Raw genomic sequence first — 19,569 nt, 5'->3', positions numbered from 1 at the left:
TCGGTCAGACCCCGCTTGATGGACCACCGTACCGGAGGGGGGTGCCCGCCATGGCCGGGCTGTTCGGTACGGCTCACCCGCCGTTCACTCCAGATCGATCCGCTGGGTGCCCGACGGTCCGTCGCCCCGGTCGTCGCCGTCGCGCCCTTCCGGGCCGCCGGGGCCGTCGGCTTCTCCGGCGGGGGAGGCACCCTCGCGGGGCGTCCCGCCGGAGGTGTCCGCCTGCGCGGGGGCCGGCCCGGCGGCGGACTCGTCCCGGGTCCAGCGCTGCTCGTGGCCGGTGACCGCGGCACGGTAGGCGGCGAGCAGTTCGGAACCGGCGGACGCCAGATGCTCGAAGACCTGCGGATTGCGGTCGAGCACCGGCTCGACGACCGTCCTGGCCTCGTCTGCGAGCCGCCGGGCCGCGCGTTCCGCCGCGGCACTCGCCGGCCCCGCGGCCGCGGCTCCCGCGCCGGAGCCGGCGGCTCCGGCCAGCGGGCCGGCGAGTTCGCCGAGCCTGCCCAGGACCGCGTCGGCGAGCTTGCGCAACTCCTCGGCCGCACTGCCGGGTTCGGCGCCGTAGCGGGCCCGGCGGCGGGCTCGTTCGGCGGCCAGGTCCTGGGCGCAGGCCTGCGCCCAGGCATCGGACTCGGACTCGGTTGCTTCACTCATGACGGGCTCCCGAGGGACTCGCGGCGGACCTGCTGACGTGTGGGGCACTGCCTTCGACAGTACCGCTCAGTGCGCCTGCGGCCACAGTGCGGGGTCGGGGGCGAACCGTACGGAGAGCACGCCGTCGGCCAGCCGGGCACCGACGACGGTGCAGCGGCGGAGCGCGGACGGCAGGGGCAGGGCGCGCCGGTTGCCGCCGAGGGTGATGAGCACCTCGTCGCCGCGGCGCACCAGGGCCAGCTCCTCCTTGACCGCCCCCGGCAGCGGCAACCGCCACACCAGTTCTCCGTTCCCCTCCCGGGTGTCCCGCACGGTCGGCACCGGAGGTTCCCCCGGCCCGGACGGCGGCGGGACCCGTGGTGCGCGGCGGCCCGAGCCGGGCGCCGCCGCACCCACGTGCGCCACCTCCGCCACCGGCAGCGGGTGGACGGCCTCCCGCAGCTCCTTGCCCGCCCCGAGCTGCTCGGCACGCAGGGCCGCCAGCCACGGGTCGGGAGAACCGTCCGGCAGCGTGCGGTTGAGCAGCAGGTCGTCGACCGGCAGTCCGAGGAGGGCCAGCCCGGCGCGGGCCGCGGCCACGGCGGGGACGGCGCCGGGCGACGACTCGGCGACCAACCGGACCGTGGTCCCCGGTGCTTCCAGCACCCGCTGTACCGCCGCGAGTTCGCGGTGCCACTCCTCGGCGTGCCGGTAGAGGGCCTCGGCCGGCATCGGCACGCCGACCAACTGGGCCAGGACGGGCCGCAGCGCCCGGGCCGCCTCCCGCTCGGCCGGGACGAGCCGGATCAGGTAGCGGCGCAACTGCTCGGGCAGGGCCAGCATCCGCAGGGCGCGGGAATCCGGCGGCAGGTCGGCCACCAGCAGATCCGGCGGTTCCTCGGCCCCGTACTCCGCGCGCAGGGCGTGCAGCAGGGCGAACTCGGGGGCGCCGGGGAGTTCGGTGAGTTCGTCCTCCTCCAGCGGCACCGCGCCCAGCAGGTCGAGGAGACCGCCGCCGCGTCCCTGGAGGGCGCCGACGGCGGACCGGAAGGCGGCGCCGGAGTCGACGTGCACGGTCCGGAAGCCCTCGTGGGCGGAGTCGGCGCTGCCCGGACCGCCGCTGCCGGACGGGTCGCAGGGAACGGCCGTCCGGTCGGCCGTCAGCAGCACGACGCGTGCGCCGGCCCGGGCCGCCGCCCGTGCGGTGCCGAGGGCCACGGTGGTGCGGCCCGCGCCGCCGGAGCCGGTGACGAGCACCGTCCTCGGACCGGAGGCACCCGGGACGGCCGGAGCGTCGCCCGGGGCGGGGTGCGCGGCCTCGGTCACGTCAGCCGTCGGCCGCGGTCGCGCCGCCGGACTCGACACGCTTCTTGAGGCCGTCGAGCGCCCGGTCGATGATGACCTTCTCCGCCTTGCGCTTGATCATGCCGAGCATCGGGATCTTGACGTCCACGGTGAGCTGGTAGGTGACCTCGGTGCGGCCGCCCCCGTCCAGCGGCCGGAGGCGGTAGGAGCCGTCCAGCGCGCGCAGCATCTGCGAGGTGACGAGCGACCAGCGGACGTGGTGCTCGTCCTCCCACGTGTAGGCGAGGGTGTGCTCGTCCTTGATCGCGCCGGCGTCCAGGAGCAGGCGCACCCGCTCGGCCCGGCCGCTGCTGTCGGTGGAGACGACCTCGGCCTCCTGCACCTCGCCGGTCCACTCCGGGTAGCGCGCGAAATCGGCGATCACCGCCATGACTTCGGCCGGTGCCGCGTCCATGGTGATGCTCGACGTGGTGTGTTCCGCCATCGCTGTGCTTCCTCCGCTGACCCGTGTGCCGCTGCCCCTGCCGAGCCGAGGCTACCTGCCCGCCAGGGACCCGCCGTCACCACTCCAGGACATGCGGCCTGCCGGTGGCGTTGAAATGGCCGACGTTGACGCATTCGGTCGCGCCGACCCGCATCCGCTGGGCCAGCGGCTGGTGGACGTGGCCGAAGAGGGCGTACCGGGGCCGTACCGAGCGGATGGCCTCCAGCAGGGCCGCGCTGCCGCGTTCGAACCGGCGGGCGACGGTGTCGTAGCACAGCTCCGGCACCAGCGGCGGGATGTGCGAGCAGAGCACGTCGACCTCGCCCAGCGCGGCGACCTTCGCCGCGAAGGTCTCGTCGTCGATCTCGTACGGGGTGTTCATCGGGGAGCGCAGCCCACCGCCGACGAACCCGACGCGCAGCCCGCCGATCTCCGCGGTGCCGCCGTCGAGAACGGTGGTCCCCGGGCCCGCGTACTCCGGCCAGAGGTCCGGCATGTCGACGTTGCCGTAGGTGGCGTACGTGGGCGTGGGAAAGGCAGCGAACAGCTCGGCGTACTGACGGCGGACCGCGCTCTCGACGGCGGCGGCCCGGTCGATCCCGGCCCACAGGCTGCGGGAGAACTCGCGGGCCTCGGCGAAGCGGCGTGCGGTGCGCAGCGCGACGATGCAGTCGGCCGCCTCCTCGCCGAACAGGTCGGGAAAGATGCCGCGGGCGTGGTCGGCGTAGTCGAGGAAGAGGATCAGGTCCCCCAGGCAGAGCAGCACGTCGGCTCCGTCGCCGGCCGAGGCCAGATCCCGGGCGTTGCCGTGAACGTCGCTGACCACATGAACCCGTGTCCCTGCCATCCGGCCACTGTAGGACGGCCGGTCGCGGCCGGTCGCACCTGGGATTGCTTCCCGGTCGCACAGCAGGTGGACTAGGCTGGCCGCGGACGGGCGAATCCCGTCCGCCCGGGTGTGTGACACAGCGAACATCTGGGCCTCACCCCTGTACCGGCGCCCTTACCGATGGGTAACGTCCGGGCCGTCCACCTTCGAGATGCCCGATCACCTCGAAGCGAGCAGGTGGAGGCCGGCCTCATCGGCCCCTCTCCCAGCGCCGATGAGGAGCAGCAGTCTTGCGCGAGTTCAGCCTTCCGGCCCTCTACGAGGTCCCCGCGGACGGGAACCTGACCGACCTGATCCGCCGGAACGCCGCGCAGCACCCGGACACCGTGGTCATCGCCCGCAAAGTGGCGGAGAAGTCCGCCGGCCCCGGGGACCCGGCGCAGTGGCGGGACCTGACGGCCTCGGAGTTCCTGGCCGCGGTGCGCAGCACGGCGAAGGGCCTGATCGCCGCCGGTGTGCGGCCGGGCGACCGGGTCGCGCTGATGTCCCGCACCCGCTACGAGTGGGTACTGTTCGACTTCGCCATCTGGAGTGCCGGCGGGGTGACCGTACCGGTGTACGAGACGAGCTCCCCGGAGCAGGTGGCGTGGATCCTGGGCGACTCCGGCGCGGTGGCCGTCGTCACCGAGACCGCGGAGCACGCCGCGGCGGTCGGCTCCGTCTCCGACCGGCTGCCCGAACTGCGCGACACCTGGACGATCGACGACGACGCCGTGGCGGCCCTCGTCTCCGCCGGTGAGCGGGCCGGGATCTCCGACGAGACGCTCGACGCGCGGAGTTCGGCGGCGAACGCCGACTCCCCAGCGACGATCGTCTACACCTCGGGCACCACCGGACGACCGAAGGGCTGCGTGCTGACGCACCGCGCGTTCTTCGCCGAGTGCGGGAACATCGTCGAGCGGCTCCGGCCGCTGTTCCGCACCGGTGAGTCCTCGATCCTGCTGTTCCTGCCAGCGGCCCACGTCTTCGGCCGGCTGGTGGAGATCGCCGCGGTGCTGGCTCCGATCCGGCTGGGGCTGGTCTCCGACATCCGGACCCTCACCGACGACCTGGCGTCCTTCCGCCCCTCCCTGGTGCTGGGCGTGCCGCGAGTCTTCGAGAAGGTCTACAACGGCGCGCGGAGCAAGGCGGAGGCCGAGGGCAAGGGCCGGATCTTCGCTTGGGCGTCCGACACCGCCATCGCGTACAGCCGGGCGCTCGACGGGCCCTCCGGCCCCTCGGCGGGCCTGCGGATCAAGCACCGGATCTTCGACCGGCTGGTGTACGGCAAGCTCCGTGCGGCGCTGGGCGGCCGTGCGCGCCACGCCATCTCCGGCGGTGCGGCGCTCGGCGACCGCCTCGGCCACTTCTACCGCGGCATCGGCTTCACGGTCCTGGAGGGCTACGGCCTCACCGAGTCCTGCGCGGCGACCGCCTTCAACCCCTGGGACCGGCAGAAGATCGGCACCGTGGGCCAGCCGCTGCCCGGCTCGGTGGTGCGGATCGCCGACGACGGCGAGGTCATGCTGCACGGCGAGCACCTCTTCACCGGCTACTGGAACAACGAGCAGGCCAGCAGGGAGGCGTTGGAGGACGGCTGGTTCCGCACCGGCGACCTCGGCACCCTGGACGAGGACGGCTACCTCGCCATCACCGGCCGCAAGAAGGAGATCCTGGTGACGGCCGGCGGCAAGAACGTCGCGCCGGCGGTGATCGAGGACCGGATCCGGGCGCACGCCCTGATCGGCGAGTGCATGGTCGTCGGGGAAGGCCGCCCGTTCGTGGGGGCCCTGCTCACCCTCGACGAGGACTTCCTGACCCGCTGGGCCGGGGAGCGGGGCAAGTCCGCGCTCCCGCGCGCCGAACTCCTCGCCGACCCCGAGCTGGCGGCCGAGGTACAGCAGGCCGTGGACGACGGCAACGCCCTGGTCTCGCGCGCCGAGTCGGTGCGCAGGTTCCGGGTCCTGGACGCGCAGTTCACCGAGGAGTCCGGGCACATCACGCCCTCGCTGAAGCTGAAGCGCGGTGTGGTGGCCAAGGACTTCGCCGCGGAGATCGACGCGCTCTACCTCTGAGCCGCTCCCGGGCGTCCCGGCACGCCCGGGTACGGGCCGTGGGCCGCCGGTCGAGGAGGGCCGGCGGGACCGCCCGGTCCCGGCGGGGTCACGCGCCGAGGAGTTCCCGGAGCCGCCCGGCCAGCAGGTCCCAGCGCCAGCGCTCCTCCACCCACGCGCGTCCCCTGGCTCCCATCCGGGCCCGCAACTCGGAGTCCGTCAGCAGTGCGCCGACCCGTTCCGCCGTCTCCGCCGCGTCTCCCCCGCGCACCACCCAGCCCGTCTCCCCGGGCAGGACCGCGTCGGGGGCACCGCCGGAGTCACCGCCGACCACCGGCAGCCCGGTGGCGGACGCCTCCAGGTAGACGATGCCGAGCCCCTCCACGTCCAGCCCGCCGCGCCGGGTGCGGCAGGGCATGGCGAAGACGTCGCCCGCCCCGTAGTGGGCGGGGAGCTCCTCCCACGGGACCGGGCCGGTGAAGCGGACCGCGTCCGCGACGCCGGTCCGCGCGGCCAGGCGCCGCAGGTCCTTCTCGTACGGGCCGCCGCCGACCACGAGCAGCACGGCGTCCGGAACACGGGCGAGGATTTCGGGCAGGGCACGAACGAGGGTGTCCTGGCCCTTGCGCGGGACCAGCCGGGACACGCACACCACGACCGGGCGCTCGCTGAGGCCGAGTCGGGCCCGGACGTCGGCCCCGTCGGAGCCCGGGTGGAAGACCTTCTCGTCCACCCCGGGGGGGAGCTGCACCATCCGGGACGCCGCCGCCTCACCGAGGGCGGGCGCGATCCTGGAGCGGGTGTACTCGCCGAGGTAGGTGACGGTGTCGGTGGTCGCCCCGATCCGGCGCAGCAGCTGCCGGGCGACCGGGAGCTGCGCCCAGCCGGCCTCGTGCCCGTGTGTGGTCGCGACCAGGCGGGCCGCCCCCGCCTCCCGCAGCGCCGGGGCCATCAGCCCGAGCGGCGCGGCGGCGCCGAACCAGACCGAGGTGCAGCCGTGCTCGCGCAGCAGGTCCGCTGCCCGGCGCGTGGCCCGGCGGGTGGGGAGCAGCATCGTCGCCCGGTCCCGGACGACGGGGAAGGGCTGCTCCGCGTCGAACCGGGCGGTCTCCCGCCGGCCCCCGGGCGTGCGGTTCCAGGTGGAGGCGTAGACGACGACGCGTGCCGGGTCCAGCCGCAGTGCCATGCTGTGCAGGAAGGACTGAATCCCGCCGGGGCGCGGCGGGAAGTCGTTGGTGACGATCAGGGTCTTGTGCATCGGCGACGAGAGTACCGGGTCGGCCGCGGGACCACGTACGGTCGGGGGATGCGTCCGACCGTCGCCGCCTGGGCCGTCACCCGCGTTCTGCTCCTGCTGCTCGTCCTGAAGGTGCTCGCCCTGCCGGGTCCGGACGTGACGACCGACGTCTCGGTCATCTACCAGGGCTGGTTCGAGGTGCTGCGCACCGGGACCTTCCCCCTCGGCGACGTCACCTGGCAGTATCCGCCGGGCGCGTCCCTGCCGGTGCTGGCACCCGGGCTGCTGCCGTTCCTGGACTACCCGACGGCCTTCTACCTGCTGGTGCTCCACGTCGACGCGCTGGTGCTGGCGATGCTGCTGCGGGCCGGCCGGGACCGGGGGCACGGCCCGGCCGGCGCCCGGTTCTGGGTGGCTGGTGTCGCGCTGCTGGGCCCGACCGCCTACGCCCGCTACGACGTGATGGTGACGGCAGTGGCGGTGGCGGCGCTGCTCGCCGCGGCCCGCCACCCGCGGGCGGCAGGCGCGCTGGCCGGCTTCGGGGCGATGCTGAAGGTGTGGCCGGCCCTGGTCCTGGTCGGCACCGCGCGCGGCCGCACCACTCGGGTCGCCTGGTCGGTGGCGGCCGCGACCGGGCTGCTGCTGGCGGCAGCGTTCACCGCGGCGATGCCCGGCGCATGGGACTTCCTCACCGCGCAGCGCGACCGGGGGGTCGAGGTCGAGTCACTGGGCGCGCTGGTGCTGCACGTCGCCCGGCAGTTCGGCTGGGAGGGCCGGGTGGAGTTCCACTACGGCTCGATGGAGTTCCTCGGCCCGCAGGTGGAACTGGTCTCCACCGTCTCGCTGGCCCTGAGCGCGCTGGCGTTCGGCTGGCTGTTGTGGTGGCGGCTGCGCGCGGTCGATCGGACGCCGACCACCACCGCGGATGCCGCGTTCGCCGCGGTGCTGCTGTTCACCACCACCAGCCGGGTGATCAGCCCGCAGTACCTGCTGTGGCTGATCGGGACGGCCGCGGTGTGCCTGACCCTGCGCTCGGGCCGGCAACTGGTGCCAGCCCTGCTGGTCCTGCTCGCGACCCCGGTCACGCTGCTGGAGTTCCCGGTGCACTTCGGCGCGGTGGTGGCCAGCGAGCCGCTGGGCCTCACCCTGCTGCTGGTCCGCAACGGGCTGCTGGTCGCCGCCTCGGTGCTCTCCTGTGCCGGGTTGTGGCGCAGCACGGTGACAGAGCCCCGGCTCCGGCGCGCCGGAGCCGGGCTGGAGGCGCGACCGCCCGCAACGCACGAGCCGCGCGCGGGCGAACCGGGCGCGGACGGGTCCGGCGGCGGCACGGCGGCGGACGGGGGCCGCGGCGGGTCCGGAATGCTGACCTGGTGAGGGGAGCCCGTCGCGGTGCCCCGGGGCGGCCGTCCGGTGCCGGCCGGCCGCACGCTCCCGGTCGCCGGGGCGGCGGGCCCGGGCGGTCGCCGGGGCGGCTCAGTCGAACAGGCGGCGGAGCGAGGCGCGCCACCGGTCGGTGAACTCCCGCTCCCCCACGCCCAGGACGTCCCGGAATCCGGCTGCGGCACCGTCCCGGCCGGCGGCCAGGTAGAAATCCACGAGGGTCTCCTCGCCCCACTCGGCCGCGATCAGCCGACAGGCGAGCCAGCCGCCCTCGTAGGCGCGGGCCAACCGTCCGTCCGGGCCGCCGAAGGCGAAGTCCCCGTCCGGCGGCAGCGTGCCGGGCAGCTCACCGGCCCGGACGGCCTCCTGGAGCGCCGGGGCGTACCGGGCGGCTCCCCCGTCCGTCCGGTCGCCGCCGTCCGTCCCCTCGGCCTCCTGGTAGCCGACCCAGTCCGCGAAGCCCTCGGAGAGCCACATCCCGGTGGCCCCGGTGGTGTCGCCGCGCGTGGCGACGTGGGTCGTCTCGTGCGTCATCACCACCTGCCGGCCGACCGAACCGAGCAGGCCGTACGCCTCGGGGTTCACGATCACCCGCGCTGCCGGTGCCGGCGGGTCCCCTTCCGGGTGGGGCGTGCCTCCGTCCGGGTCCTGCCGCGGCCCGCCGTGGCCCGCGCTGCTCGTGACGGCGGCGATCCCCCGGTAGTCCCCGGGCGGGGAGGAGAGCATCTCGGCCATCCGCCCGACATCAGCAGGGGCGAGCACCACCGTCCGGCGCGGCCAGTGGCCCGGCCACGCGGCGGACACCGTCCGCACCGCCCGGTCGGCCTCCGCCGCCAGTTCCTCCAGCGCGGCCCGGTCCTGCCCCACCCCGAGCACCAGGCTCCGCCTGCCGCGCTGGACGGTGAGGTGCCCCTGCTCCCACAGTTGCGTCGCGCTGTCCGCCCGCTCGCCCGCCAGGTACCAGCGGCCGTCCCGGCGCACGACGGTGAACCGCTCGGTGGCGGTGACCGGCTCGTCGTCGTGGCCCCGCAGCCGGTGGCTCAGCTCGACCTCCGCCGTCAACCTGCGGCCGTCACCGTCCGGTTCCTCCCGGACAGCGGTGACGAGGTGGCGGTAGCGGGCCAGCGGCAGCGCGACCAGATTGTCGAAGACCTGCCGCTGCGCCCGCCGCAACGCGTCCGCCTCCGGGTCCAGGACGGCGAGATAGGCGGCCCGGTCGCCGTCCTCGAGGGCGGCGGCCTGCCGGTCGAACAGCCGCTGCACGCCGTCCCGGGCGGGCGGCGGCTCCGGTCGCTGCGCGCCTGCGCAGCCGACCGGCAGCAGCAGGCAGAGGGCCGCGGCGGCCGCCCGCGCCCGCGAGGAGATTCCGCTTGCCGTCACGGGAGGATCGTACGGTCGGACACGGGCGATCGTGCGGTCGGGCGTGCCCGGCGCCGTGCCACCGCGGGCGGACGCGGCGCGGTCAGGGTCTGCTGACGGCGCTCACCGGCATCATGCCGACCGGGTCGTACCGGACCTGCGCCCCGGGGTAGGGCGCGTGGACGACCTGGCCGTTGCCGACGTACATCGCCACGTGGCTGGCGTCGCTCCGGTACACCACGAGGTCGCCCGGCTGCGCCTGGGCGAGCGGTACCCGCTGCCCGGCGTGCGCCTGCCCCTGCGAGGTGCGCGGCACCGACACCCCTGCCTGCGCGTAGGCCCACTGGGTCAGCCCGGCGCAGTCGAACGCGGCCGGTCCCGCCGCGCCCCAGACGTAGGGGCGCCCGACCGCCCCGCGGGCCGCGGCGACCGCGGCCGACGCCCGCCCGGAGACACCGCCGTCGGTGGAGGGGACCGGCAGGGGGCCGCCCGGCCGTTGCCCGGAGCGGGACGCCCGGTCCCGCTCGGCCTGCTCCTCGGGGGTCAACCGGTTCAGCAGCTTCCGGGCCGCACTGAGTTTGCGCTGCACCTCCTTCTTGTGGCGCTGAAGCTCCTTGCTGTGGTGCTCCAGATCAGCGAGCTTGCCGGACGCCTCGGTCCGCTGCTGGGCCAGCGAGCGCTGGGTGCGCTGGAGCTCGCCCAGCCGGCGGGACTGGCGGAAGCCGATCCGGTCCAGCGTGGCGGCCTTGTCCAGGTAGCCCTCCGGGTCCGTGTCGAGCATCAGGGCCACCGTGGGGTCCACCCCGCCGGAGCGGTACTGGGCGCCCGCGAGCGAGGCGAGTCCGGCACGCATCCGGTTCACCGCGGCCTGGCCGCGCGCGGCCCGGTCCTGGGCGCGTTCGATCTGCCCGCGCAGTTCGCCGACCTTCTCCTCGGTCGCGTTGTACTTCTCGGTGGCCCGCTCCGCCTGGGTGTGGAGCCGGCCGACCTGCGCGCTGACGCTCTCGGCCGAGGGCGGGCCGGGCTCGGCCCCGACCGGCGCCGCGGTCATGGCGACGGCGGCTCCGGCCGCGACCGTGAGAACGGTGGCCCGTGCTCCGCGGCCGATGCCGGGGGACGGGGTGTGTCGATGGGACCGGTACGACGCCACGGCTGTCCGCGCTCCTTCCGACGGCGCTCCCCACTCGGGAACTGCGCGCCGACACTAGCCCCGCCGTGACAGCGACTCCAAGGAACGCCACCCGCACGGAGCGTGACGAACGACTGTGCCCGCAGGTCACCGGGGTCGCCCGGTCACCCGGACACCCCCCCGAATCACCCGGAGGGAGGACGGCAGGCCCTCTTGCGCCGCCCCTTTCGCCTTCAGGCCCGGTGCGAGGCGGCCGCGGGGGCGGCCCCGGGGAGCGCGGAGGCGAGCTCCCGCACCGTCGCCATGTCGCTGAACGGAACGATCCGGTCGGCCAGGATCTGGTTGGGCTCGCTCCCCCGGCCGGCCACCAGCACCAGGTCGCCGGGCACCGCGGCGGCGAGGGCGTGGCCGATCGCCCGGCGGCGGTCGGTGACCCGCTCGAACGGGGTGCCGGACTCCGCGAGGCCCGGGACGATCTGGTCCAGGATCTGCTCTGGGTCCTCGGTGCGCGGGTTGTCCGAGGTGACCACGCACAGGTCGGAGCCGGCACCGGCGATTCGGCCCATCAGCGGGCGCTTCGTCACGTCCCGGTCGCCGCCGCAGCCGAAGACGGTGATCACCCTCCCGGGGGCGAACTCCCGTACGGTGCCCAGGACCTTCTCCAGCGAGTCCGGGGAGTGCGCGTAGTCGACGATGACCGAGACGCCCTGCGGAGTCTCGAAACGCTCCAGGCGCCCGGGCACCGGCGGCATCCGGTCGAGCGCCGCGACCAGTTCCGGCAGCGGATGTCCGAGCACATGGCAGGCGGCCAGCGCGGCCAGCGCGTTGGAGACCGAGAACCGGCCCGGGACAGGCACGGCGGCGGGGTACTTGCGACCGTCGTGGTGCAGGGTGAAGCGGGTGCCGAAGGCGTGCACGTCGAGGTCCGTCGCCCGGAAGTCGGCCCCGGTGTCGAGCGCGTAGGTGGTGACCGCTCCCGCCGCCGCGTCGCGGATGCCGGCGCCCACCGGGTCGTCGACGTTGACCACCGCGTGCCGGCACAGCCCCTGGAACAGGCGCAGCTTGGCGTCCCGGTAGTTCTCCATCGTGCCGTGGTCGTCAAGGTGGTCCCGGGTGAGATTGGTGAAGACGCCGACGTCCAGGAAGGCGTTGTCCACCCGGTGGTGGAGCAGCCCCATCGAGGTGGCCTCCAGCACCACGGTGCCCACACCGCGCTCGCGCATGTGCCCCAGAAGGTACTGGAACTGAGGTGCCTCCGGAGTGGTCAGCATCGTCCGCGGCATCGGGATGCGTGCGGTACCGATCCGGCTGCCGGCCGTGCCGATCACACCCACCCGCGCCCCCTCGGCGATCCGCAGCAGCGACTCGGCCATGTACGAGACGGAGGTCTTCCCATTTGTACCGGTGACGGCCACCATGTCCATCTCCCGCCCGGGCTCGCCGTGGTAGCGCGAGGTGATCAGCGCGGCGGCCACCCGGGTGTCCGGCACACGTACGACACAGACGCGGGCCGCGCCCTCCCACACCCGCCCGGGGGGCTCGGGTACGGAGGCGTCCAGCAGCAGCGCCGCGGCACCGGCCGCCAGAGCGGCACCGACCGCTTCCACACCCGGCTCGCCGCCGTTGTCGTCCCCGTTCTCGCTGTGCCCGGGCACCTCGACGAAGAGCGAGCCGGGCAGGACACGGTGGGCGTCGAAGGTCACTCCGGAGGTGATCTCCGTTCCCGGGTCACCCAGCAGGACTTCGTGGTCGTGGCCGGCCAGCAGTTCGCTCAGCTTCACAGGGTTCCTCTCCGCGCAGGCGGCTCGGTCGTCGACAATCAGTGCGGCCGTCGTGGGGTCTTAAAAAGGAGTGGTGGCGCACCGGGAGGGACCCGGTCGTGTCGGGCGCCCCGGTGGCTGCGGCAGCCGCGACGGCGAGCGGCGACGTGTCACACGGGGACGGGTGCGGCGGTGGGGACAGAAGGAACGCCGCGCATCCGGGCCCGCCGGAGCGGGAAGGGCGGTACGGGGGGCGGTCGGACCGCGGGCGGCGGTACCCGCTCAGCGGCGGGCGGGGAGCCCGGACGGGGGCCGGGAGCCGGTGCGGGGCGCGGCAGGGCGGCTAGCCATGGCCGTGCAGCGCACGGCAGCGGGTTCCGGCGGCCGCCGGCAGCGGCGGGCGCGGCGTCGCGTGACGCAGACTCGCCCTGACCGCATGTGTACAACCCATGCTCGCAGTGTACGGCCAGCGGCGGGCGGCTTCGCACAGGGCCGTCCGACCATGGGCGGAGCGGGGGGTGGCCGGCAGCGGCGCGTACCGCCGCAGCGGCAGGGGCCGGGGCGCGCGGAACGAAGGCGGGGAGGGGCGAAGGCGCGAGGCCCGGGGGCGGAACGCGAAACGGCCCGCCACGGAGGGCGGGCCGAGCAGCGGTACGGCGGTGCGAGGCACCGGCCGCGCGGGACGTCAGATTCGCACGCCCCACATGAACGGCATGCCGCTCCCGCTGATGGACTCGTAGCGGACGCTGGCGCCGGGCTTCGGCGCGTGCAGGATCTGGCCGTTGCCGGCGTAGAAGGCGACGTGGCTCAGGTCGCTGCGCATCAGCACCAGGTCGCCCGGGCGGAGCTGGTCCATCGAGTTGATCCGGGTGCCGGCGTTGGCCTGCGCCTGGGAGGTGCGCGGGATGGAGACGCCGGCCTGGCTGTACGCCCAGGAGGTGAGGCCGGAGCAGTCGAAGGAGTTCGGGCCGGTGGCACCCCAGACGTACGGCATCCCGACGCGGGACTTCGCCGCGTTGAAGGCCGCGGAGCCGCGCTGCGAAGCGCTGACCTCGTTGCCCAGATCGGTGCGCTCGCTGGTGCGGGTCGCCCGCTCCTCCTCGGCGGCCATGGCCGCCTTCTCCTCGGCGGTCATCTCGTTGAGGAGCTTCTGGGCGCTGGCGAGCTTGCCCTGGATCTCCTTCTTCTTGTCCGCCAGGTCCTCACGGGTGTCCGCGAGGTCCTTGAGCTTGTCCTCCGCCGTCTCACGCTGTTGCTGGAGGCCGCGCTGCTTGGACTGGATCTTCTCGAGTGCGCCCAGTTGCTTGCCGCTCAACTGGTCCAGGGTGGCCGCCTTGTCGAGGTACTCCTCGGGGTCGGCCGACAGGAAGAGCTGCACGGAGGGGTCGAGACCTCCGCCGCGGTACTGCGCGGTGGCGACCGAACCCAGCTCGTTGCGCATCTCGTTCAGGTCGTCCTGGCCGCGGGCCACGGTGTCCTGCAGACCGTCGACCTGCTTCTGGAGCTTCTCGGCCTTCTCGTTGGCACCGTTGTACTTCTCGGTGGCCTGCGTCGCCTGCTCGTACAGTCGGTCGACCTCCGCCTTGACACCCTGCTTGTCGGAGTCGGGCGCCGGATCGGCGTGGGCGGCCTGGGCCGACATGGCAACGGCGGCTGCAGCGGTAGCGGTCAGCACCGAAGTACGGGTGCGGCCGGGCTGCTTGGGACGACGGTGGGACGCCACGATGGGCGAGCTCCTTCTTCCTCAGCCGCCTGCCGTGGACGCGAGTCCCGGCTCCGCATGCGCACGGACACGGCGGTTCCTCCGCTGACACCCCGGATGGGTGAACGACCGCGCGAAGGTTCGAGGCTTGACCTTAGCCAGCACCATACGACGGCATCAAATCCCCGGGGTGAAAATCTTGCTGCCCGAGCGCATCCTTTACCAACCTCACACGGGCAGCTACCGCAGGTTGACCCTGCGTACCGCAGGCGCACCCGCACGAGGGGCCGATCCGGCACACCGTTCCGATCGCATGCGGAACACCGGGGGCGCACACCCTCCCAGAAGCGCCCATCGAAGTGGGACCGACTGCGCCGGGAAGGGGACATTCCCTCACATGCATCGCACACACCCTCGTTTCGCGCGTGCGGCGCGTTCCGCACAAGCGGCGGGTCCCCGGCGCTCCGCTCGTGCTCCGCACGCGCCGCCGGGTCGAGCGGGCGCCCGGGCCGGGTCAGCGGCTGAGGCGCTTGAGCAACAGGGCCGAGGGCACCGGACGGGCGCCGGAGACCGCCACCCCGTCGGCCACCTCTCGGTCGGTGGAGACCACCACCACCGGACGTCCCTCCGGCTCGGCCCGGACCAGTCGGCGGATCAACTCGTCCGCGGTCTGCCCCGGCTTGCTGAACAGCACCCGCACACCGCGTGGCGGGGCCAGCAGCACCGGCACGGCCAACTCGGCCCCGTCGAAGACACAGGTCACCTCGGCGCCGGACTGGGCGGCCAGTATCGACAGGCCGCCCAGCAGGCGCAGCCGCTGCTTCTCCAGCGGCAGCGAGGGGTATCCGGTCTTGGTGACGTTGTAGCCGTCCACCAGCAGGTGGACCTGCGGCAGCGAGAGCAACTGGTCCAGCAGCGCCGGGTCCTCCTCGGACAGCGCACGGCTGGCGATGTCGCGGGGGGAGATCCGGCCGGGTTCGACCGCCTCCACGGTATCGGCCGGGCGCTGGCGGGCCGGTGGCAGGGCCAGTTCCCTGCGCAGGCCCTGGGCGCCGTCCAGGACGGTGTCGAGAAGCAGTCGCAGCCGCATGTCCGCCGCGCTCCGGCCCTCCCGGGTGGCCCGGCGACCGGCCTCCAGGGCCGCCTCGGCCTCGGCCAGCCGGTTCCGCAGGCGACGCGCCTCGCTCTCCGCCGCAGCCTTGCGGGCCGCCTCCGCTGCGCGGAACTCGTCGTGTTCCGCCTGCACCTTGCGCACGGCCGCCTCGCCGCGTTTGACGTCGCTCAGGGCACTGCGCAGCTTCCGCTGCACGGCCTCGGTCTCCCGGCGGGCGGCCTCCAGTTCGGTCCGGTGCCGCTCGGCGTCGCTGCGGGCGGCCGCGCGGAGCCGGGCCAGTTCCTCCCGCAGGCGGGCGAGTTCGCGTTCTGCCTCCTCGTCGGCCTGCTCGGCCCTGGCGCGCTGGGCCTCCTCCCCCGCGGCCGCGACGAGCTTGACCCAGCCGTCGGGACGGAGCACGTAGGCGACCGCGGCGAGGTCCACCGGGTCCGCGGCGGCGGGCGGGGCCCCCTGCTCCACAGCCGCGGCGAGGTCCGGTTCCAGTTCGCGCACCCGCTGCGCGACGCGGTGCCGGAACACCGTGTCGGCGGCCAGCGCGGTGGCCATCGCGTTGCCCCCGTACTTTGCGCGGCGCGCGGGGGTGAAGCGGGCGTACTGCCGCAGCGGCGTCGGCAGTTCCGCGATCGTCAGTCCGCCGAGGGCATCGCCGGTGAGCGCCACGACACGTCGCCGGACCCGCTCCGGCAGCGGGCGGTCCAGCGCCTCCGCACCACCGGACGACTGGTCCGGTGCCGGGTCACCGCCCGTCCGTTCCTCCACCGTGCACACCCACCCGTCCGTCAGGCCTGGGCGCTCGGACGGTCGACGAGCTCGACCTGGTCGACCGCGTCGCACCACCGGCACCGCACGGAATCCAGGGTCTCGCTGAGCACCCTGCGCTCCTCCACGTCCGGCTGCCCCGCAAGGTCGAGGTGGACGTACTCCACCACCTTGCTGCTGCGGGTCACGTCGAAACGGGTGAGATTGCCGCACAACGTGCAGCGCCAACGCGTCTCAGCGGTGGGCGCGGGGACCGGCATGGTGGTGTCCTCCTGCTTCGGTGCGGCGTGCGACGGCTCGTCCACTCTCCCGCAACCCTACGGCCTGCGGCCCGCCGGGTGTGGCGAGGCGTACGCGCCGGGGCGGCCCGGCGCGTACGGACGCGTCCGGCACGGGCCGGCGGTGCGCCCTCCCGGGACGGCGCACCGCCGGTCCCGCCGCCCCGGCGTCCCGTGATCTCCGGCGGGGCCAACCCTTAGAGTGAACGGGCCAGACCAGGCGAGCGAGGAAGAAGGCCCAGAAGTGATCACTTCGATCGTGCTCATCAGGACCAGCACCGACCTGATTCCCGAGATCGCCGAGCAGATCGCCGCGCTGGAGGGGGTCAGCGAGGTGTACTCGGTGACCGGGGCGCACGACCTGATCGCAATGGTGCGCGTCGCCCGGCACGACGATCTGGCCGAGGTGATCCCCGGCCGGATCAGCAAGGTGCCGGGCGTGCTGGCCACCGAGACGCACATCGCGTTCCGCACCTACTCGCAGCACGATCTGGAGGCGGCCTTCGCCATCGGGCTGGACGCCTGAGCCCGCCGTCCCGACCACCGGGGCGACCGGCTCCGCTGCGGGGTGCGCGGCGGATCACCCCTGCGGGTCCGCAGCCCGCCCCGCCCCGGCGAGCGCCGCCACCGCCGCCACGAAGCGGTCCACGTGTTCCTGCGGGGTCCCCACGCCGAAGCTGACGCGCACGGCGTTCACCGGCGGCTCCCCCTGCGTGTGCGGGGCGCTGTGCGCGCCCGCCCCGCAGCCGCCCGGCCCGCCGGCCGCACCGGCCCCCAGCAGCGCGCGCAGCAGCGGGTGGGCGCAGAAGAGTCCGGCCCGCACCCCGATCCCGTACTCGGCGGAGAGCGCGTCCGCCAGGGCGGCGCTGTCCCAGCCGTCCAGGACGAAGGACACCACCCCCACCCGCGGGGCCCGCTCCCCGAACAGGCTCAGGAGGCGCAGACCCGGCACCCGCACCAAGCCGGCGCACAGCCGGTCCAGGAGCCGCTCCTCCCGCTCCGCCAGTTCCTCCCGGCCCGCCTCGGTCAACGCCCGGCAGGCGGAGGCGAGGGCCACGGCCCCGATGACGTTCGGCGAGCCGGCCTCGTGCCGGGCCTCGCCGCTGTGCCACGCCACCTCCGGCCGTCCGTCCGGTCCGCTGCGGACGCTGCGCGCGGCTCCGCCCCCGGCGAGATACGGTTCGGCCCGCTCCAGCCAGTCCGCCCGTCCGGCCAGCACACCGGTACCGAAGGGCGCGTAGAGCTTGTGGCCGGACAGCGCGACCCAGTCCACGTCCAGCGCGGCGAGGTCCACCCTCCGGTGCGGCGCGAGCTGCGCGGCGTCCAGGACGACGCGGGCACCGTGCCGGTGCGCGGCCGCGGCGAGTTCGCGGACCGGCCACAGTTCGCCCGTCACGTTGGAGGCACCGGTGACGCACACCAGCTTGTGTCCCGCGGGTGCGGCGTGCAGCGCCTCGTCCAGCGCGGCCACCGCCTGCTCCGGCGAGCGGGGTACGGCGAGGTACTCGGTCGGGTGCTCCCGCCACGGGAGCAGCGCGGCGTGGTGCTCGCTCTCGAAGACGAAGACCCGGGTGCCGGACGGGAGCGCCGCCGCCAGCAGGTTCAGCGAGTCGGTGGTGGACCGGGTGAAGACCACCTGGTCGGCCTCGCGGCCGAGCGCCGGGGCGGCGGCCCGGCAGCCGAGGAACGCGGCGACGGTGGCGCGGCTCTGCTCGTACAGGTCGGTGGAGAGGCGGGAGAGGTGGCCCGACCCCCGGTGCACGCTTCCGTAGGAGGGGGCGTAGGCGGCCACGTCGTCCCAGACCCGCTGGAGGGCGGGTGCGCTGGCGGCCTGGTCGAGCGCGGCGTACTCGACCTCGCCGCCGGCGGCGAGCGGCACCCGCACCCCGGAGCCCAGAACGGGCAGCGGCGGGCCGTCCGCGGTCGCGGAGGAGGTGACGGGAACCGCGGCACGGGCGGGAGCAGCGGAGGCAGGGGGAAATGCGGACATGGCGGGATCTCCCGTGGACGGGTGGCGAGGAAGTTCACTGGAACGGGTCAGCACGGTGCGCGACGGCCGTCCGCTGCGGACGGCCGCGGGGCGCGGGACCGCTCAGCCGGGGAAACGGAGGCGGGGCGTGACGCCCCTGCGCATTCGCCTGCTCATCGAAAGGAACTCCCTCGACCGCGCTTGCCGTAGACCTTGCTGTCATACGGCCCGGTCATCACCCGGGGCACCCCGCCGCGTGAGGAGGGTTGCCGGACAGCGGGCCGGGGCCGAAATCGCTGTCGCTCGTGACCTGCCGTGAGTATGCCACACACCTGCGGGGTGCCGCCCCCGGTGGCCGCCCCGGGGCGGCCACCGGACCCGCGCGTCCGGCCCGCTGCCCGCCGGGACCGGCTCAGGCGTGGCTAGCGCCGACCCAGCGGTCCAGGACGGCCCTGGCCGCACCGGAGTCCAGGGAGAGGGCGGCCTGTTCGGTGCCGGCCGCGAGCTGCTCGGTCAGCGACCGGTCGTCCGGGTCGAGCGCCGCCAGTGCGGCGGCGGCGTTGAGCAGCACCGCGTCGCGCACCGGGCCGCGCTCCCCGTCCAGGAACCGCCGGGCGACGTCGGCGTTGTACGCGGAGTCCGCCCCGCGCAGCGCCTCGATCGGCACCAGTGCGATGCCGAGGTCGCGCGGGTCGAAGGACTGCCGCCGCACCTCGCCGTCCCGCACCCGCCACACCGTGGAGGTGGCCGTGGTGGTGAGCTCGTCGAGACCGTCGTCTCCGCGGAAGACCAGGGCCGAGGTGCCGCGTTCCGCCAGCACTCCGGCCATGATCGGCGCCATCCTGGCGTCCGCCACCCCGGTGGCCTGGGCGCCCACCCGCGCCGGGTTGGTGAGCGGGCCGAGGAAGTTGAACGTGGTGGGGATGCCCAGCTCGCGCCGGGCGGCCGCGACGTGCCGGAGCGCGGGGTGGAACCTCACCGCGAAGCAGAAGCTGATGCCCGCCTCGGCAGCCACCTCGGCGACCCGCTGCGGCGTCAGGTCCAGGTTGACGCCCAGCTTCTCCAGCACGTCGGAGGACCCGCTGGCCGAGGACGCCGCCCGGTTGCCGTGCTTGACCACCTTCGCCCCGGCGCCGGCCACCACGATCGCCGCCATCGTGGAGATGTTCACCGTCTTCGCCCGGTCGCCGCCGGTGCCGACGATGTCGACGGTGGGCCCCGGCACCTCGATGGTGTGGGCGTGCTCGTACATCGTGCGGACCAGGCCGGACACCTCCTCGACGGTCTCCCCCTTGGCCCGCAGGGCGACGGCGAACCCGGCGATCTGCGCGTCGGTGGCCTCACCGCGCATGATCCGGTCCATTGCCCACGCGGTGTCCCCGGCCCCGAGGTCGGAACCGGACAGCAGGGCGGACAGCACGTCGGGCCAGGTGCGCGCCGCCGCGGTGTCGCCTCCGGTGGGGGTAACGGCGCTCATGGTCCACGCTCCTGGTCGGTCGCCGGGCTGGTGATCAGGCCGCCACCCTATCGATCCCCGG

Annotated in this window: 16 protein-coding genes and 1 riboswitch; of the genes, 3 read left to right on the top strand and 13 right to left on the bottom strand. The window is 74.6% G+C overall.

The features are described from left to right. Positions 1–84 precede the first annotated feature (84 nt). From H300_RS0100750 to H300_RS0100735, 4 genes are all read right to left on the bottom strand, one after another. Entirely contained in the window at positions 85–654 is a 570-nt protein-coding gene (locus H300_RS0100750) for a DUF5304 family protein (RefSeq protein WP_028425869.1), read from the bottom strand. Positions 655–720: 66 nt separating this feature from the next. After that, entirely contained in the window at positions 721–1,959 is a 1,239-nt protein-coding gene (locus H300_RS0100745; RefSeq protein ID WP_078515611.1) for an ArsA-related P-loop ATPase, read from the bottom strand. 1 nt (position 1,960) lies between these two features. After that, positions 1,961–2,422: an SRPBCC family protein gene (locus tag H300_RS0100740; protein ID WP_028425867.1), complete on the bottom strand. Its 462-nt coding sequence runs from the start codon at positions 2,420–2,422 to the stop codon at positions 1,961–1,963. 76 nt (positions 2,423–2,498) lie between these two features. Continuing rightward, positions 2,499–3,269, bottom strand: coding sequence for a metallophosphoesterase (locus H300_RS0100735; protein ID WP_028425866.1), 771 nt, complete (start codon positions 3,267–3,269; stop codon positions 2,499–2,501). Between the two features lie 272 nt (positions 3,270–3,541). On the opposite strand from H300_RS0100735, the gene H300_RS0100730 reads away from it, so the two are divergent. Beyond that, a complete protein-coding gene (locus H300_RS0100730; RefSeq protein ID WP_028425865.1) occupies positions 3,542–5,365 on the top strand; it encodes an AMP-dependent synthetase/ligase in 1,824 nt (607 codons plus the stop codon). 88 nt (positions 5,366–5,453) lie between these two features. Here the strand turns inward: H300_RS0100730 and H300_RS0100725 are convergent, their stop codons facing one another. After that, entirely contained in the window at positions 5,454–6,602 is a 1,149-nt protein-coding gene (locus tag H300_RS0100725; protein WP_028425864.1) for a glycosyltransferase family 4 protein, read from the bottom strand. 48 nt (positions 6,603–6,650) lie between these two features. Between H300_RS0100725 and H300_RS24310 the strand changes: the two genes are divergently transcribed. Then, positions 6,651–7,955: a glycosyltransferase 87 family protein gene (locus H300_RS24310; protein ID WP_078515610.1), complete on the top strand. Its 1,305-nt coding sequence runs from the start codon at positions 6,651–6,653 to the stop codon at positions 7,953–7,955. 99 nt (positions 7,956–8,054) lie between these two features. On the opposite strand, the gene H300_RS0100715 is transcribed toward H300_RS24310, so the two are convergent. The 6 genes from H300_RS0100715 to H300_RS0100690 all read right to left on the bottom strand — a co-directional run bounded on the left by H300_RS0100715 (position 8,055) and on the right by H300_RS0100690 (position 16,044). Further along, on the bottom strand, positions 8,055–9,341 hold the full coding sequence (locus tag H300_RS0100715) for a hypothetical protein (protein WP_028425863.1): 1,287 nt from the start codon (positions 9,339–9,341) through the stop codon (positions 8,055–8,057). An 82-nt stretch (positions 9,342–9,423) separates the two neighbouring features. Continuing rightward, a complete protein-coding gene (locus H300_RS0100710; protein WP_028425862.1) occupies positions 9,424–10,470 on the bottom strand; it encodes an NlpC/P60 family protein in 1,047 nt (348 codons plus the stop codon). A 212-nt stretch (positions 10,471–10,682) separates the two neighbouring features. After that, positions 10,683–12,230 carry a UDP-N-acetylmuramoyl-L-alanyl-D-glutamate--2,6-diaminopimelate ligase gene (locus H300_RS0100705; protein ID WP_028425861.1) on the bottom strand — a complete coding sequence of 516 codons (1,548 nt, stop codon included), beginning with the start codon at positions 12,228–12,230 and terminating at the stop codon, positions 10,683–10,685. A 664-nt stretch (positions 12,231–12,894) separates the two neighbouring features. After that, entirely contained in the window at positions 12,895–13,932 is a 1,038-nt protein-coding gene (locus H300_RS0100700; protein ID WP_028425860.1) for an NlpC/P60 family protein, read from the bottom strand. Between the two features lie 493 nt (positions 13,933–14,425). Next, complete coding sequence (locus H300_RS0100695; protein WP_028425859.1) at positions 14,426–15,784, bottom strand: NYN domain-containing protein; 1,359 nt, start codon at positions 15,782–15,784, stop codon at positions 14,426–14,428. 20 nt (positions 15,785–15,804) lie between these two features. Continuing rightward, the gene (locus H300_RS0100690) at positions 15,805–16,044 is read right to left on the bottom strand and encodes a hypothetical protein (RefSeq protein WP_028425858.1); all 240 of its coding nucleotides are present in this window, start codon (positions 16,042–16,044) and stop codon (positions 15,805–15,807) included. A 262-nt stretch (positions 16,045–16,306) separates the two neighbouring features. Between H300_RS0100690 and H300_RS0100685 the strand changes: the two genes are divergently transcribed. Then, on the top strand, positions 16,307–16,588 hold the full coding sequence (locus H300_RS0100685; protein WP_028425857.1) for an Lrp/AsnC ligand binding domain-containing protein: 282 nt from the start codon (positions 16,307–16,309) through the stop codon (positions 16,586–16,588). A gap of 54 nt (positions 16,589–16,642) precedes the next feature. Here H300_RS0100685 and H300_RS24305 read toward each other — a convergent pair whose 3' ends face one another. Both H300_RS24305 and trpD read right to left on the bottom strand, forming a co-directional pair. Continuing rightward, the gene (locus H300_RS24305; RefSeq protein WP_078515609.1) at positions 16,643–18,052 is read right to left on the bottom strand and encodes an aminotransferase class V-fold PLP-dependent enzyme; all 1,410 of its coding nucleotides are present in this window, start codon (positions 18,050–18,052) and stop codon (positions 16,643–16,645) included. Positions 18,053–18,223: 171 nt separating this feature from the next. Continuing rightward, positions 18,224–18,342: riboswitch (SAM riboswitch) on the bottom strand. A gap of 101 nt (positions 18,343–18,443) precedes the next feature. After that, entirely contained in the window at positions 18,444–19,508 is a 1,065-nt protein-coding gene (gene trpD / locus H300_RS0100675; RefSeq protein WP_028425856.1) for an anthranilate phosphoribosyltransferase, read from the bottom strand. Positions 19,509–19,569: the final 61 nt, after the last annotated feature.

The organism is Streptomyces sp. TAA040 (genome assembly GCF_000424845.1).
This window is presented reverse-complemented; position numbering and strand designations above follow the sequence as displayed.

Bases quoted from the DNA above. Each gene is read 5' to 3' on its own strand.
- H300_RS0100750 (WP_028425869.1), bottom strand. From the start codon at position 654: ATGAGTGAAGCAACCGAGTCCGAGTCCGATGCCTGGGCGCAGGCCTGC.
- H300_RS0100740 (WP_028425867.1), bottom strand. From the start codon at position 2,422: ATGGCGGAACACACCACGTCGAGCATCACCATGGACGCGGCACCGGCC.
- H300_RS0100735 (WP_028425866.1), bottom strand. From the start codon at position 3,269: ATGGCAGGGACACGGGTTCATGTGGTCAGCGACGTTCACGGCAACGCC.
- H300_RS0100725 (WP_028425864.1), bottom strand. From the start codon at position 6,602: ATGCACAAGACCCTGATCGTCACCAACGACTTCCCGCCGCGCCCCGGC.
- H300_RS24310 (WP_078515610.1), top strand. From the start codon at position 6,651: ATGCGTCCGACCGTCGCCGCCTGGGCCGTCACCCGCGTTCTGCTCCTG.
- H300_RS0100690 (WP_028425858.1), bottom strand. From the start codon at position 16,044: ATGCCGGTCCCCGCGCCCACCGCTGAGACGCGTTGGCGCTGCACGTTG.
- H300_RS24305 (WP_078515609.1), bottom strand. From the start codon at position 18,052: ATGTCCGCATTTCCCCCTGCCTCCGCTGCTCCCGCCCGTGCCGCGGTT.
- trpD (WP_028425856.1), bottom strand. From the start codon at position 19,508: ATGAGCGCCGTTACCCCCACCGGAGGCGACACCGCGGCGGCGCGCACC.